Origin of the sequence: Pseudomonas sp. P179 (assembly GCF_000478485.2) — a bacterium.
In the GTDB taxonomy this organism is placed as follows: Bacteria; Pseudomonadota; Gammaproteobacteria; order Pseudomonadales; family Pseudomonadaceae; genus Pseudomonas; species Pseudomonas aeruginosa.
The window spans coordinates 393,464-409,007 of sequence record NZ_KI517355.1 but is presented as its reverse complement, the minus strand read 5'-3'; the positions used below and the strand labels follow the sequence as shown (position 1 = coordinate 409,007).

Annotated in this window: 12 protein-coding genes; all 12 read right to left on the bottom strand. The window is 68.0% G+C overall.

Annotation, left to right across the window (positions count from 1 at the left end):
- Window positions 1-33: 33 nt before the first annotated feature.
- A complete protein-coding gene (locus tag HMPREF1224_RS42135) occupies window positions 34-1,443 on the bottom strand; it encodes a lipid II flippase MurJ (RefSeq protein ID WP_010794181.1) in 1,410 nt (469 codons plus the stop codon).
- 1 nt (window position 1,444) lies between these two features.
- On the bottom strand, window positions 1,445-2,881 hold the full coding sequence (locus HMPREF1224_RS42130; RefSeq protein WP_003089234.1) for a biofilm formation protein PslJ: 1,437 nt from the start codon (window positions 2,879-2,881) through the stop codon (window positions 1,445-1,447).
- A 2-nt stretch (window positions 2,882-2,883) separates the two neighbouring features.
- Window positions 2,884-3,987 carry a glycosyltransferase family 4 protein gene (locus HMPREF1224_RS42125; protein ID WP_010794180.1) on the bottom strand — a complete coding sequence of 368 codons (1,104 nt, stop codon included), beginning with the start codon at window positions 3,985-3,987 and terminating at the stop codon, window positions 2,884-2,886.
- Entirely contained in the window at window positions 3,978-5,186 is a 1,209-nt protein-coding gene (locus tag HMPREF1224_RS42120) for a glycosyltransferase family 4 protein (RefSeq protein WP_003158940.1), read from the bottom strand. The genes HMPREF1224_RS42125 and HMPREF1224_RS42120 overlap by 10 nt, the downstream gene beginning before the upstream one ends.
- Before the next feature lie 8 nt (window positions 5,187-5,194).
- Window positions 5,195-6,523 (bottom strand): glycoside hydrolase 5 family protein, encoded by a 1,329-nt coding sequence (locus HMPREF1224_RS42115; protein ID WP_003089230.1) that lies wholly within the window; start codon window positions 6,521-6,523, stop codon window positions 5,195-5,197.
- Window positions 6,513-7,700, bottom strand: coding sequence for a glycosyltransferase family 4 protein (locus HMPREF1224_RS42110; RefSeq protein ID WP_003089229.1), 1,188 nt, complete (start codon window positions 7,698-7,700; stop codon window positions 6,513-6,515). The genes HMPREF1224_RS42115 and HMPREF1224_RS42110 overlap by 11 nt, the downstream gene beginning before the upstream one ends.
- The gene (locus tag HMPREF1224_RS42105) at window positions 7,700-9,688 is read right to left on the bottom strand and encodes a GumC family protein (RefSeq protein WP_003089228.1); all 1,989 of its coding nucleotides are present in this window, start codon (window positions 9,686-9,688) and stop codon (window positions 7,700-7,702) included. The genes HMPREF1224_RS42110 and HMPREF1224_RS42105 overlap by 1 nt, the downstream gene beginning before the upstream one ends.
- Before the next feature lie 14 nt (window positions 9,689-9,702).
- Window positions 9,703-10,473: a polysaccharide biosynthesis/export family protein gene (locus HMPREF1224_RS42100; protein WP_003089227.1), complete on the bottom strand. Its 771-nt coding sequence runs from the start codon at window positions 10,471-10,473 to the stop codon at window positions 9,703-9,705.
- Between the two features lie 29 nt (window positions 10,474-10,502).
- Window positions 10,503-11,414, bottom strand: a complete 912-nt coding sequence (locus tag HMPREF1224_RS42095) for a glycosyltransferase family 2 protein (RefSeq protein ID WP_003120154.1) — start codon at window positions 11,412-11,414, stop codon at window positions 10,503-10,505.
- Window positions 11,414-12,880 (bottom strand): mannose-1-phosphate guanylyltransferase/mannose-6-phosphate isomerase, encoded by a 1,467-nt coding sequence (locus tag HMPREF1224_RS42090; RefSeq protein WP_003117248.1) that lies wholly within the window; start codon window positions 12,878-12,880, stop codon window positions 11,414-11,416. The genes HMPREF1224_RS42095 and HMPREF1224_RS42090 overlap by 1 nt, the downstream gene beginning before the upstream one ends.
- Window positions 12,880-14,316, bottom strand: coding sequence for an undecaprenyl-phosphate glucose phosphotransferase (locus tag HMPREF1224_RS42085; RefSeq protein ID WP_003111160.1), 1,437 nt, complete (start codon window positions 14,314-14,316; stop codon window positions 12,880-12,882). Before HMPREF1224_RS42085 ends, HMPREF1224_RS42090 begins: the two co-directional genes overlap by 1 nt.
- Before the next feature lie 532 nt (window positions 14,317-14,848).
- Complete coding sequence (locus HMPREF1224_RS42080) at window positions 14,849-15,445, bottom strand: transglycosylase SLT domain-containing protein (RefSeq protein ID WP_003089218.1); 597 nt, start codon at window positions 15,443-15,445, stop codon at window positions 14,849-14,851.
- Between the last annotated feature and the right edge of the window lie 99 nt (window positions 15,446-15,544).

Sequence of the window (15,544 nt, the reverse complement as noted above, 5' to 3'; positions counted from 1 at the left end):
CCCAGGGCCAGGCTCCCTACCCGGAGCCATGGGTCAATCGGTGCGCCAGGGCCGCAGCCAGAGCGCCATGCCGAGCAGCGCCAGGCAGCCGGCGACGGTGCCCAGGCCCAATTGCAGCCAGATACCGTCGATGCGGAACAGCAGGCCGGCGGCGAGCGCCATGGCCAGGGCGTTCAGTAGCCACAGCCGGGCCCAGGGCAGGGCGCCGAGCAGGGCCTGGCGACGCATCAGCAGCAGCGCGGTGCAGAGCACCCCGCCAAGGGCCGCGAGGGGAATCCCCGGCAGTCCGAAAATCAACGGCAGGACCGCCAGCAGCGCGGCGTTCAGCGCGCTGCCGAGCAGCTCGCAGCGCAGCGGCAGGCGAGTATCGCCGGCGGCGTAGGCGTAACGCGCCAGCAAGGCATTCCAGGCGCCGAACACCAGTGGCACGGCGAACCAGGCCAGCAGCGCCGGCAACGGCGAGCCGGCGGTCTGCCGCGGCAGCAACAGGGCCACCAGGCCGGGTGCGGCAGCGACCAGCCCGACCCCGGCCGGCAGGGTCAGCAGGCTGGCGGTCTCCAGGCCGCGGCGAAGCAGGGCCAGACGCTCGCCACCCTGGCGTCGGCTCATCATGCCGAGCAACACCTGGTTGAGGCTCATCAGGGCGATCAGCGGCAGGTTCATCAGCTTGCGCGCCAGGTTGACCCAGGTCACCGCGCCTTCGCCGAGCAGCGAGGCCACCAGCCGCTCGACCAGCGCCAGGCCCTGGCTGGCGGCGTTGCTCAGCAGCAGCGGAGCGATGCGCCCGCCAAGCTCGCCCAGTTCGACGCCGGAAAGGCGCCAGTGCCAGGGCCGCCAGCCCTCGATCCATAGCGAAGGCAGCAGCACCAGCGGCATCAGCAGGCTGCCGAGCAGGCAGGCCAGGGCCAGTTGTTCGGGCTGGCTGGCCTGGCCGTGCAAGGCCAGGTAGAGCACCGGCGGCAGGTTGAACAGCAGCGAGCCGAGCCCGGCCAGGACGAAGCGCTCGGCGGCCTGCAGGGGGATGCTGAATAGCGCATGGAGCATCAGCCCCGGCACGCACCAGGCGAGGACCCGCAAGTTGGCCGCGGCCTGGGCGCTGGCCGTCTCGGCCAGGCCCGGGCCGAGCAAGCGCACCAGCCAGGGCGCCGCCGCCAGCAGCAGGAAGCTGAGCGCCACGGCGATACCGAGCAGCGCCGGGAGGATTGCCGCCAGCCAGTCGAGGCGACGTTCGCCCTGGCGTTCGAGGAACAGTGGCAGGGCCGCCGCGCTGAGCACGCCGCCGGCCAGCGACATGCGCAGGGCCTCGGGCAGGAACAGGGCGATGAGGAAGGCGTCGCTGCGCTCGCCGGCGCCCCAGGAGGCCACCAGCAGCCATTCGCGGGCGAAGCCCAGGCACAGGCCGAGCAGGGTGGCCAGGGTCAGCCAGAAGGCGGAGCCGAGCATCTCAGGCCTCGGCCCCGCGCTCGAGCTGTCGCTTGAGCTTGCGATAACCCACCGCCCGCGGTTGCGGCTGGCGTTCCGGGAACAGCCGGCGGGCTTCCAGCAGGTTGATCCCGACCAGCAGCCAGAACAGGCCGATCATCACCACGGCGAAGCTGAAGTAGTGGTCGAACAGGCCGCTGACCAGCGCCGCCAGGATGCCGCCCGTACTGCCCAGCCAGATCGCGTTGTCGCGGGTCAGGCGGATCGGGCCTTTCTCCGGACGGGCTTCGCGCCACCAGCGCCAGGTCACCGCGATGAACAGCAGCATGCCGCCGAGGCCGACCTTGTACATGAAGTTCAGCCACAGGTTGGAGATGCCCAGGAGGTCGGTACCCGGCACCGGCGGGTCGACCTTGAAGCCGATTCCCAGCGGATAGCGGGCGACGGCCTTGGGGAACATCCGATACTCGTCGAAGCGCACCTCGGTACTGGCGTTCTGCGGCGAGAAGATGGTCGCCAGGCGTTCCTGCAACGGCGGGTAGCTGAGCACCAGGACCACCACCAGGCCGACCCCGAGCAACAGCAGGCGGCCGGTGTAGGGCACCTTGCGCAGGGACATCCAGAACAGCACCACCGCCAGGCTGAGCATCGCCCCGCGGGAACTGGCGAGGAGGATCGCGGCGGCGCCGAGGACCGCCACGGCGAGGCCCAGGCCGCGCCGCCAGCCCTGGTTGGCGACCCCGTAGCAGAACGCCAGGGGCAGCAGCAGGGCCATGATCCCGCCGGTGGCGTTGGGGTGCATCCATGGCGAGCCCATCCGCGAGGAAAGCGCCTCCAGGCCGAACTTGAGGGTGTCCAGGTTGGCGTAGTTGAACATCGCCAGGATCGGCGCCATCCCCGACGCCGAGCGGTAGCGGATGAACACCGCGATGGACATCAGCAGCATCGCCAGGGTGCCCAGCAGCAGCGCGATGACCAGTGTCTCGCGGTTCTTGCGCTCTACCAGCAGGCGTCCGGCGAGGAACACGATGGACAGGTTGAGCAACCAGCGCAGCCAGTTCGACAGGCCGCTGGCCTCGGCCTTGATGCTGACCTGGCCGACCACGAACGGCAGCACGGTGAACAGCATCAGCCACAGCAGCATGCGCTCGGTGGAGCGGTAGCGCAGCGCCGGCGCCGGCGGCAGGCGCGAGAGGAAGATGTGCCAGAGCACCGCGCCCCAGGTCAGGGCGAGGATCGCTTCGCTGACCGTCGAACGGATCCCCACGTTGACCGTGGAGTAGGGCATGAAGGTCGCCACCAGGGCGAACAGCAGCAGCCCCCAGAACGGGAAGCGCAGGATGGTGACCGCGGCCGCCAGGCCGACCATGGCGGCGCCGGCCTTGGCCGGGCTGAGCATCAGCAGCGCTCCGCCGAAGGCCAGGCCGAAGACGACAGCGACGAGGTTTCCCAACGACATTCTCAACTCAGTTCCTCGATCAGTGCGGCCAGCCGTTGCCGGTAGGCTTCGCGGTTGAAGCGCGCGGCCCAGGCGATGAGTTCTTCCGCCGAGGCTTCGCGCGGCGCATCGGCCAGGCGCAGCATCAGGCGTTCCAGGGCGGCGCCGTCGCTGGGCGAGAAGCGCGGCGCCGACGGCGGGGTGACTTCGTCCAGCGAGGTGCCGCTGGCCACCGCCACCGGCGTGCCGACGCTCAGCGCCTCGACCACCGGCAGGCCGAAGCCTTCCGCGTAGGACGGTTGCCAGAGCCGCTCGGCCTGGCGGTACAGCGCGTGCAGTTCGGCGTCGTCGAGCCCGCCGAGCGCGTGCAGGCCGGGCAAGCCGCGTTGTTCCTCGGGCAGGTGGTCGAGGCTGCCGACCAGCACCAGCGGCGGCACGCCGGGCGCCTGGGCGCGCGCCCGGGTCCAGGCACTGACGAACCAGGGCACGTTCTTGCGCAGTTCGCGGGTACCCACCAGCAGCCAGTAGCGTGGCGGCAGGCCGCGTGCCGAGAGGTCGGCGGGTTCGCCGGCGAAGCCGTCGACCTGGTTGGGCAGCACCCGGACTTTCCCGGCGACCCCGGGAAACAGCCGCACAGCCTCGTCGGCGCTGTACTGCGAAGGGGTCCAGACACGGTCGGCGACACGCAGCGCATAGGCGATCGACAGGTAGTCGCTGATCCGATAGACCAGTGCCTTGAGGCGGTTGGCGTGGTAGTTCTTCAGGGTGATCTGGAACAGATCGTGGATCAGCAGCGCATAGCGCACGCCCGGCGGACGCGGCGGTAGCGGCAGGCCCATGTTGAAGGTGCTGATGTACAGGTCGATGTCCTGTTCGCGCAAGGCGCGTGGGAGGAACCCGGCTTCGAAGCGCAGGCGCTGGTGCGGCTGGTGCATCGCGGTGCGCGGGCAGCCCCACGACGGGCAGACCGCCCGCTGGCGCAGCGGGTCGTCGAGAGGGGCCACGGTGAAGCGGGTCACCTGCGTGCCGGGCAGGCTTTCCAGGGCCTGCTCCATGGCATAGACCTGGCGGCTGATGCCCGAGTGCGGCGAGCTGCCGACGGTGCGGTAGTCGAGTCCTATGCGCATGCCGGCGCTCCTTCGGCGAGGCCGGCGTAGACCTGTTCCAGTTGGCTGGCGGCGACGCTCCAGTCGTGCGCGCGACGTACGTAGGCGCGGCCGTTCTCGCCCAGCGCGCGGGCCTGCGCCGGGTCCTGCAACAGGCGCACCACGGCGTTGGCGAGCTGCTCGGCGGATTCGCCGCCGAGGTAGTCCTCGCCGTCCCGCAGTTCCAGGCCGGAAACGCCCTGCGCGGTACTCGCCAGCGGCAGCCCGGCGGCCAGGGCCTCGAGCACCTTCAGCTTCGAACCGCCGCCATGGCGCAGCGCGGCGAGGAACACCGAACTGCTCGATTGCAGTTGCAGCAGGTCGGGAACGAAGCCTTGCCATTCGATGCGCGGATCGCTCCAGCGTTGCGCCCACTCCGCCGGCAGCGCATAGCCGCAGACGCTCATGCGCGCCTCGGGGCAGTGTGCCCAGACCCGCGGCAGGATCTCGTCGAGCATCCATTCCACGGCATCGACGTTCGGTGCGTATTCGTAGTTGCCGAGGAACAGCACGCGCTGCGCTTCGGGCGTCGGCCGGGCGGCGGCGAAGTGCTCGCAGTCGACCCCGTTGACCACCACTGGCACCGGGCGGCCGAGCATCGCGCCGAGCTGCCGCGCATCTTTCTCGGTCACGGCGACGACCGCTGCCGCCTGGCTCATCACCCGGCGTTCCCAGCGGCGGTAACGCCACTGGTCGTAGCGCACGAAGGGCAGCGCCCAGCCCGGCAGGCGGTCGTAGGTGGCGGCACCGAGGGACGACTCGACGTTGTGCTCGGTGAGCACGAACGGCTGGCCGGCGTCGCGCAGCGGTCGCTCGTAGGGCTGGAAGCTATAGCTGTGCTCGACCTGGACCACGTCCCAGGGCTCGCGCAGCAACTCCGTGGCGGTGCGTTGCAGCTCCGCCGACAGGCCGTTGACGCTGGCCAGCAGCGGGTAGGGCGCGAACAGCGCGGCGAGCAGCGTGGAGAGGCTGCGCAGCGGTCGGCGCGGCAGCACGACCAGGCGTTCGAGGAAGGGCTCCAGGGCCTGGCGGTCCTCGGCGCTCACCGGCTGCTTGCTGTGCAGCAGCACGGTGATCCGGTGGCCGCGTGCCGCGAGGCTGCGCAGCAGGTGGTACTGGCGGGTCTTGCCGCCGCTGGTGGTGGGCCAGGGCGAGTAGGGCAGGATCCAGAGAATACGCATGGGTGGCTTCACTCCCAGACCAGCATCTGCAGGCTGGACTTCACCGGGACTTCCAGGCCGTCGCTGCCGCTCAAGGGCGTGACCTTGCCGCTGAGCGGATCGTGCAGGGTGGCCTCCTTGAGCTTCGGCAGGCGCACGTTGCCGCCGCGGGCCGACCAGAACAGCCAGACGTTGCGGCCGTCCTCGCGGGTCCAGCCGATGCTGAAGGAACCGTCGGGCAGGTCCTCGGTGACCGGCGGGTCGGCCGGGCGCAGCTTCGGCCCGGTGACCTTGAGGAAGCGTTGCAGGGCCAGGTAGACCGGCTTGGGGTTGGCGTCCAGGTCGAGCAGGCCGTAGTCGCGGTCGCGCACGCTGGCGCGCTGGTCGAGATCGCTGAGGGTGAAGAGGAAGATCCGGTCGTAGTCCAGCGCACTCATCAGCGCCAGGCGACGCAGCACGTAGTCGGCCTGGCCTTCGACGCCAATGATGTCCTGCAACTCCTTCGGCCCCTTGTAGGCCGACCAGCCCCACTCGGTGCTCCAGATCGCCGGCACGCCGGCGTTGCGCAGGGCGCGGTTGATCTGGTTGGCGTGGGAGACGAAGTCCAGGTTCCACGGGTAGTTGCCTTCCGGCAACTGGGTATAGGGGTGGTAGGTGGCGATGGTGCCGAGGCTCTCCACACCCAGGTGGCCGAGGGCGTCGAACATGGTGCGGCCGTCGGGCATCTCGCTGAAGAAGGCCATGCCGGCGGAAACCACCGGCTTCTCCGGGTCGACCATGCGCAGGGCGATGGTGCTGGCCTGGAGCAGCTTGGCGTAGCCTTCCGGGTCGGCCTTGGGCCGCCAGAAGCCGATCAGGTTGGGCTCGTTCCATACCTGCCAGGCGGCCACGCTCGGGTAGCGCTGCGAGAGCATCGCCATGCGCCGGGCGAAGACTTCCGGGTCGCGCGGCGGATACTGGTCCTGGAAGGGCGAGTAGAACGGCGCGGTGGTGATGAAGCGGGCCGAGCCGACCAGGTAGAACACCGACTTCAGCTGGCGCGCCTCGAGATCCTTGACCAACTGGTCGAGGGAGGCCAGCTGGTACTGGTCCTCGGCGGTTTCCAGGCGGTCCCAGTGCAGGTCCAGGCGCACCCACTCCAGCCCCAGGTCCTGCAGGCGGTCGATCTGCTTGTTGTAACGCTCCGGGCTGAACCAGAGGAACTGCGCGTTGACCCCGAGGAAGTCTTTCCAGACCACCGCGCGAGGCGCCTTCAGTACCTGGATCTCGGCGTCGGCGGGACGCCCCCAGAACACCAGCAGCAGTACCACGGCGAGCAGCAGCGCGCTGCCGCCCAGATAGAGTCCCTTACGTGCCATGAACGGTTCCCACCATGTCGTTGAACAGTGCCTGGAAGCGCAGCGCGGTGCGCGGCCAGGTCCGCGCATGGCCGATCGCTCCGGCGCGCTCGGCCCAGGCCTGTGCCAGGCGGGGTTCGCGAGCGAGGTTCAACAACTGTTCGGAGAGGGCTGCCACGTCTCCCTGAGGGTAGATGGCGCCGTTGCCGCTGGCGACTTCCTCGGCGAAGGCGCGAGCGTCCGAGGTGATCGCGCCGCGCCCGCAGGCTGCCGCCCAGGACAGGGCGCCGCTGGTGCCGCGCTGCTGGCCGAGCAGACCGAGTTTCTTCGACTCGCGGTACGGCAGGACCATCACGTGGTGGGCCTGGATGGTACGCGGGATGTCCGCGGCGGCCAGGTTCAGGTTCCAGTCGATGGCGTCGGCCAGGCCAAGCTCGGCGATCTGTGCCTTCAACTGGTCGAGGTAGTTGCCGCCGGCGCCGAAGGCCATTTCCGCGGCGGTGCCGCCGGCCAGGGTCAGGCGCACGCGCTGGCGCATCTCCGGCGCGCTGGCGAACAGGTCGGCGAGGGCCTCGAGCAGGTCCTCGATGCCTTTGCCGCGATAGATGAATCCAAAGTACAGCAGGCGCAGGGTGTCCAGCGACGGCAGCGGCACCGTGGCGATCTCCAGGTTGCCGTGGTTGATCACCTCGACCCGCCCGGGCGGCAGGCGCATCCGCCGGGCCAGGCACTCGCCGCCCAGGCCGGTGAGGGTCACCAGGCGCGTCAGGCCCTGGGCCACGGCACGCTCTTCGCGCAGGGTCAGCGGGTCGGCGAGCACCACGGCGGCCTGGGGCAGGGGAGAGGGCAGGCGTTCCAGCAGGTTCAGCGGCCAGGGCAGGCGCTCGCGGCGCCAGACCATGCGCTCCGGATCGTGCACCGTGGCGCTCAGCGGCAGGCGCGGGAAGCGCTTGCGCAGCTCGCGCAGGGCGATGAACTCGCCCAGGCGGCCGCCGCCGAGTTCGGCATGGACCAGGTCGAAGGCGTTCCAGTCGACGCTGTCCAGCCGGCTGGCGATATTCGCGCTGTCGGCCGCCACGCCGGCGAGCGGCGTGGCTACTTCGATGCCGAGACCCTGCAGGGCGTTGCGGAAATGACTGGCGTAGTCGGCGATGCCATTCTTTTCCGGCGGCAGGGGCGCGAGGAGGGCGATCCGCATCAGAACGCGCTCCGGTAGCGGGCGATGGTCTGCAGGACCTTGCTCGGCACCTCGAAGCGGCGCCGGTTGATGATGATCCCGTCGACCTTGCCGAACGCCGTGGTGAGGATGGTCAGCGCATGCTCGACCACCGGCACGGTGCTCTTCTGCGCCTCTACCACCAGGGCGATCAGGTCGGCGCGGCGCAGGGCGATGAAGGCCTCGCGGCTGTCCAGCAGGGCCGGCGCGTCGAGCAATACCACTTCGCCCGGCTGGGCCGGCTCGCCGCCGACCCGCACGCGCACGCCGTTTTCCTCCAGCAGACGGCGCAGTTGCTCGATGATGAAAGTCACACCTTCGCCGTGGCGCGCCGAGGTCAGGCCCAGGGTCAGGCCCTTTTCCTCGATGCGTGCGTAGGGCAGCAGCCCGTACAGCCGGTAGATGCTGGCGGTGAAGGCGTTGCTGCTCTCCGCGGTGCTGTTGCTCAGCTCCGGCAGGGTGGTCCACAGCGGCAGGCCGAATTTCTCCTCGACCAGGCCGCCGTCGTGGATGCGCTGGTCGAGCAGGTAGCAGAGATAGACCACCAGCAGGCCGACGGCGAGGCCGAAGGGCACGGCGAGGAACAGCATCAGCAGGGTTTTCGGGAAGATCCGCCCGGGGTTGTAGGTGGCTTCCTCGATCACCGAGATGTTGCTGATCTGGCTCTTGTCCAGTTCACGGTCGATCCGCGATTTCTCCAGGCTGTCGACGTACAGCGCGTAGTTGCGCTCGGTGGCGTTCAGCTCGCGCTGCAGGCGCGCCAGGGTCGGCTCGATGTCCAGCGCTTCGCGCCGTTGCGCCTCGAGTTCGGCGAGCTGCTTTTCCTGCTCCGCGAGCTGGGTGCGCAGGGCCGCGTTGTTGCTGGTCTCGTCCAGCAGGACCCGTTCCAGGTGAGTGGTCAGGGTGTTCGGCGCGCGGTCCTCGGAACTCTGCACGGTGGCGCCTTCGTCCTGGACTTCCTTCTCCAGGGCACGGATCGAGGCGTCCAGGGCCTTCACCGGCGGCGCGTCGTCGGTGTAGGTGCGCATCATGTCGGCGCGTTCCAGGCGCTTCTGGTTGAGCAGCCGGCGCAGGTCCTGCTGCGCCGGGTTCAGCGCGATCTGCCGCACCGTGACGATCTCCCTGGGCAGCCCCTTGAGTTGCTGGCGGGTGGATTCCAGGGCGCTGTCGGAGGAGGCGATCAGGCGGATCGAGTTGAAACGCTCGCCGCGCAGCACGTTGATCCGCTCGGACAGGTCCTGCAGGCGGTCCTCGATGCTGGATGCGCCGATCTCGTTGAGGTGCTTGAGGATCTGCGCCTTGTAGCTCTTGATCTGCGCCGCGCTGTCGGCAGTCTGCGCCTCGTAGAAGGCGTACAGGCTCTTGCGGCCGAGCGCCTGGGTGCGCTCTTCCATGTAGATCTCGATCCAGGCCTTGACCACTTCCTGGGCGACTTCCGGCTCGCTCCAGGTGAAGCTGATCTCCATCACCGTCGAGCCGGCCGCATGGGTGACCTCGAATTTCTTCTCGAGGTCCTTGGCCAGGCGCTCGACCGCGGTGGTTTCCTCGATCACGCCGAAGGTTTCCAGGGTCACGCGAATCCCGTCGAACACCGCGCCGATGGCCTTCTTCACATAGAACTTGGTGCGCTTCCACAGGCCCTCCGGCGGCGGCCGGTTGGCCAGCACCTCGAGGTAGCGCTCGGCCACCTGACGGACGATCGGCCGGCCGGTGAGCAGGCGTTCTTCGTCGACGATAGGGTCGCGCTGGGTGCTCGGCATCACCAGCGCCTGGCGGTTGCTGATCTCGATCGGCAGGGTCGAGTCACGGCCCGGCTTGACCAGCAGGCGTGCGTTGGACTCGTACTTGGCCGGCAGCAGGAAGGCGCCGAGGACGATGATCACCACCGCGCTGAGGGCCGCCAGCTTGAACTCGCGCTGGTAGATGAACAGCAGGCGCAACAGATCACGCAAGGAACGAATTTCTATCATGGCGATGTCGCTCCTCAGCGATCATTGTTGACGGTGTAGCTGACGCCGACGCCGATGGACTTGGCGAAGGGCAGCAACTGGTTCAGGTAGACGTCGACGCCCTCGATACGGTCGCCGACCATCGACTTGGGCACGAAGACGATGTCGCCACGCTGCATGGCCAGGGGCTTGCGGCCTTCCGGCCCGATCTTCATCAACTGGCTGAAGTCGAGGAAGTAGGCGTGATAGCGGCCTTCCGAGTCCTCGCGCATGAGCGCCACGCGGCGGGCGTCGCCCACCGGCAGGATGCCGCCGGCGCCGAGGATCGCCTGCTCCATGTTGTTGGCGGCGGGGATCGGCACGGCCGACGGGTTGCGCACCGCGCCGCCGACGAACACCGTATTGCCCGGCGCCTGGTTGATGTTCACCGTGACCCGCGGCTCGCGGTAGATCGGCGCGAGCTTGGTGGTCAGCTCGTTGGCGATTTCCTGCGGCGTGCGGTGCGCGGCCTGGATGCGACCGATGAACGGATAGTAGATGCTGCCGTCGTTGAGCACGGTGTACAGCGTCAGTTCATAGATGGTGGCGACGTTGAACGCCGAGAGGGTCGGCATCTCCCCGGCATCGCGGACGATCCGCAGGGTGTCCCCGACGCGCACCCGCTCCATCGCCGGCGGTAGCCTGGCGAGTTCTTCCAGGGCACGCTTGCCGCTGTCCACGGTGTCGCTGTCCGGTGCGGGAATCCGTGCGGGGGTGTTGCATGCGGCCAGGGCGAGCATGGCGAGCATGAGGAGGGTGCGTTTCATGAGGGAGCACTTCCTGTAGGTCATGATGTTCACTTCCAGTAGCCTGGAAACATGCTGATGCGGCGCTTGAGGGCGACCGGCAGGTGGCGTTCCAGCTGGCCAAGGCGGTAGCCGAGCAGCTTGAACGCGCTACGCAGCGCTATTTCAGGTACGCGATACAGGGCACCGGCGGCACGCAAGGCCTGTATCTCGGCGAGGACATAGCGCTTGCCCTCGCCACCCGCGCCGCCGAAGGCGGCACGTATCCAACGCTCGCGGCCGTAGAACACGCCGATGTCGAAATAGCGGCGGAACTCTTCCAGCAAGCGGTAATCGTGGGAATGGTAGACCTCGGCGCTAGCCGCGTAGCGCACCGCGTAGCCGGCCTGCAGCAGGCGCGCGGCGACGTAGGCGTCCTCGCTGCCGATGACGTCTTCGGGGAAGCCGCCGACGGCCGCCAGGGCGTCGCTGCGGTAGGCGGAGAACGAGTCGGAACTGAAGCAGGTCTTGATCCCCAGTTCCGAGGCGTCGGCCAGGCGCTTGCTGCGGCTTTCCGGCGGGTAGTTGAAGCGCCGCGCCTGGGCACCGAGCAGGCCGGCGCCGGGGTGCGGCAACTGGCGGCCGTAGGCCACGCCGATGTCGGCCTCGGCATAGAGTTCGTCGAGCAGGTTGGCGAAACTGTCGGGCGAGGCGGGAATGGCGTCCTGGGTCAGGTAGATCAGCGCGTCGGCCTCGACCTGCTGGCTGGCCCAGCGCCGCGTCCCGCCGTGGTTGAAGCTGGCCGGCTCGATGACCTCGACCCGCGCGCCGAAGGCGCGGAAGCGCTCCACCGTGTCGTCGCTGGAGCGGCTGTCCACCACCAGGATGCTGTCCGGCTGCCGCCGTTGCGCGACCAGGGCCGGCAGCAGCCGGTCCAGGTGCGCGCCGGCGTTGCGCGTGGGAATGACCAGGGCGCAGCGCATCAGGCTTTCTTCTCGTCGCTGGCGGGGGCGCGACCGTAGATGTCGTTGAAGCGGACGATGTCGTCCTCGCCGAGGTACTCGCCGCTCTGTACCTCGATCATCACCAGGTCGATGATCCCTGGGTTGCTCAGGCGGTGGCTATGCCCGGCGGGGATGAAGGTGGATTCGTTGGTGTTGAGGAGAAACTCGCGCTCGCCGTTCTCCACCAGCGCCATGCCGCTGACCACGATCCAGTGCTCGCTGCGATGGTGGTGCATCTGCAACGACAGCGAAGCCTTGGGGCGCACCACGATGCGCTTGATCTTGAAGCGGCGGCCTTCCTCGAGCACGGTGTAGGTGCCCCAGGGCCGGCTGACCGTGCGGTGCAGGCGGAAGGCGTCGTGGCCGCGACGCTTGAGTTCCTGGGCGACGAACTTGACGTCCTGGCTGCGCGCCGCGTCGGCCACCAGCAGGGCGTCGGGGGTGTCGACGATGATCAGGTCGTGCACGCCGACGGCGCCGACCAGGCGCTTCGGCGAATCGATGTAGCAGTTGCTGACGTCGTGCAGCACGCTTTCGCCGCGTACCTGGTTGCCGTTCTCGTCCGCCGCGCTGAGTTCGCGCAGCGCCTGCCAGGAGCCGATGTCGCTCCAGCCGATGGAGCAGGGCACCACGGCGACCTTGTCCGAGCGCTCCATCAGCGCGTAGTCGACGGAGATGTCCGGCGCCTCGGCGAAGGCCCCGGCGGCCAGCTCGCGCTGGCGGCACTGGCCGTTCTCCAGGCTGCTGCCGTCGGCCAGGGCGGCGCGGGCGGCGATCAGCACCTCCGGCGCGTGGCGCTCCAGTTCCTGCAACACGGTGGCGGCCTGGAAGCAGAACATGCCGGCGTTCCACAGGTACTTGCCGCTGTCCAGGTAGGACTGGGCGGTGGCCTGGTCGGGTTTCTCGACGAAGCGTGCGACCCGGAAGCCGTTGCCCAGCGGGGCGCCCTGTTCGATATAGCCGAAGCCGGTCTCGGCGCGCTCCGGGGTGATGCCGAAGGTCACCAGGTAGCCTTGGGCCGCGAGTCCGCGAGCCTCGGCCACCGCCGCGGCGAAGGCCTGCTCGTCGCGGATCAGGTGGTCGGCGGGAAGGATCAGCAACTGCGCCTGGTCGCCGAAGTGCTCCTGCACATGCAGCGCGGCGGCGGCGATGGCCGGCGCGGTATTGCGTCCCATCGGCTCCAGCAGCAGGTCCTGGGCCAGGCCGCTGCGGTTGACCGCGCGGTAGTCGTCCAGGGTACGGAACAGCAGATCGCGGTTGGTCACCGTGAGCAGGCGGGCGACGTCCGGCAGCCCGGCGATACGCAGGAAGGTCTTCTGCAACAGGCTCTGGTCATCGGCCAGGCGCATGAAGGGTTTCGGCATGCTCTCCCGGGAAACCGGCCACAGGCGGGTCCCGGAACCGCCGGAAACGATGCAGGGGATCAGCGGGGCGACGGCGTTCATCAGTAGACTTCCTTGGTCAGGAGTACGGCTGGCACCGTACGGAACAGGATGTAGAGGTCGAACCACACCGACCACTTGGCGATGTATTCGAGGTCGTATTCCACGCGTTTCTTGATCTTGTGCAGGGTGTCGGTCTCACCGCGGTAGCCGTTGATCTGCGCCCAGCCGGTGATGCCGGGCTTGACCCGGTGGCGCGAGCTGTATTCGCTGACCGCCTCCTCGAAGGGAATGCCGGCGGCCTTGGTCGCGGTGGCGTGGGGGCGCGGGCCGACCATCGACATGCTGCCGGCGAGCACGTTGAACAGCTGCGGCAGCTCGTCGATGCTGGTCTTGCGGATGAAGCGGCCGACCCGGGTGATGCGGTCGTCGTCGCGGGTGGTCTGGCGTTCGGCGTTGGCGTCGGTCCTTTCCGTGTACATCGAGCGGAACTTGAAGACCCAGATCAGCCGGTTGTTGTAGCCGTAGCGTTTCTGCCGGAACAGCACAGGCCCCTTGGAGTCGAGCCTGATCGCCAGGGCCACCAGGGCCATCAGCGGGGCGAAGAGGACCAGCGCGATGCTCGCCAGGACCAGGTCCTCGCAGCGCTTGATCAGCGGCGACCAGCCGCGCAGCGGCAGCTCGGACGCGTTGAACATGGGGATCCCGGAGACATCGACGATGCGGTTGTGGGCATGCCGGAAGGCAGCCATGTCCGGCACCAGCAGGACGTTCACCGGCAATTGCCGCAGGCGATGGACGATGGCGCCGATGCGCCCCTCGGCGAACCAGGGCAGGGCGACCAGCACCTGGTCGACCTGTTCCTGGCGGATCAGCTTCTCCAGGTCCTTGGTGTTGCCCAGCAGCGGCAGCGAGTTGTAGTTCTCCGGGACCCGCTCGGAGCGGTCGTCGATGAAGCCGATGATGCCGGAGCGGATGTCGTGGTTGCGTACCAGGTATTCGGCCAGGTGCATGCCGCTCTCGGTGAAGCCGAGGATCACCGTGCGTTGCAGGTACATGCCGCGTTTCATCCAGGCCCGGTACAGGCGCAGCACCAGCAGGCGCTGCACGCCGAACAGCAGCAGGCTGCCGGTGAACCAGAAGATCACCAGCTTGCTGCTGAGGTAGGGAAACAGGCCCAGGCCCTGGTACATGAACAACAGCAGGCAGAACGCCGAGGCCCAGGCGAAGAACATGATGCGGAAGCGCAGGCGGTTGCTGAAGATATCGTCGGAGTAGACGTCCAGTGCCTGGAACATGATCACCGTGAGCGCGCCGAAGAACAGCAGCAGCCCGAGCATGTTGCTGCGCAGCTCCACGGGAACCAGGCCGGGGTAGTACAGCAGGAACAGCGCCGGGGCGATGGCGGTGAGCGCGTGTACCAGTTTGGTCGCGACCAGGAAGTACTCGATGAATCCAGCCCGTGTCAGCGACAGGCTATCTACCGACTTCGAATGCATGTTGTTTGCTCTGCCGATCACGGGCAGTCCATTGAGTGGATAGGGAAGAGCAAGGCGGTGAAGCGTCAATTTAGTGACTATTTTTCATTTGCCACGCGGTTTAGTCATTTTCCCGTCGAATAGGTTCATTCGTCGATAGTGGCTTTGTGATAGCTATCTTAGCATTCCCAGGGAAATATCCGTAGTCTGGGTAAGTTTTTTTAGTCAATTTATTGACGTATTTCTGGCGCCAAACTTTTATCCAAACAGTAGACGAGGAAATCTGACGCCGCCAATCCGCGAGCGCTCTGGCCTGGGAAGCGAAGCGGGGTGAAAGGTGAGGGCAGGCCGCTCGGCCAAGTGGCCAGCCGCCGGTTCGACGACCCGCCTGTTCACTGGCGCTGCGGGCTGCCTGGGCAGGATGCGCCTGCGGTTCCATGACGCAGGTTGGCCGTTCGAGCGTGCCGGTCCGACCTGGGGGGCTTGGCGGACGTTGTCCGTTGCCCTCGTCGAAGGCGGAATAGGTTCGGGCCCGCGGCGTGCGCGGACGGCTCTACCAGAACCAGCCGCCGCGCGACAGCTCCTGCTGGCAACTGCGGTACTGGGCGCCGAACAGCGAGGCGCGGGACTGGACCTTCTGCGAGACGTTCTTCAGCCATGGCTTGGCGTCGTAGCTGCGGTTGCGGTAGCCGCCCCAGCCCTCGTGGTAGTTCAGGTACTGGCCGTAGGCGTCCCACTTGGAGACGCCATTGACCCGTTGGCTCTTCTGGATGTACCAGCCCATGAAGTCCAGGGCGTCGGCGAAGTCGTCGCGGCTGGCGCCCCAGCCGCCGGCCTCGCGCTTGTAGTCGGCCCAGGTCTCGTCCTTGGCCTGGGCGTAGCCGTAGGCGGAGCTGACCCGGCCCCAGGGGATGAAACCGAGGAAGTAGTAGCGCGGCGGCAGGGCGTCGTGCTTGAAGGACGATTCCTGGTACATCATCGCCATCGGCACCTGGACCGGCGCGCCCCAGCGCTGCTGCATCTTCAGCGCCGCCTCGTGCCATTTCGGTTTTTCGCGGAAGATCTCGCAGAGGTTGTCGGGATTGGCGGGGGGCTTGGTGGCGCAGCCGGCAAGAGCCAGGAGCAGGGCCGGCATCGAGAGCCGCAGCATGAAAGGGGTCCTTTGGCAGACGTCTGGGTCGCTTAACGCTGGCGCTTTATACCCGCTTTCCGGCACTCCATGCATCCCCAGGCCGATTCCCTGCCTGCG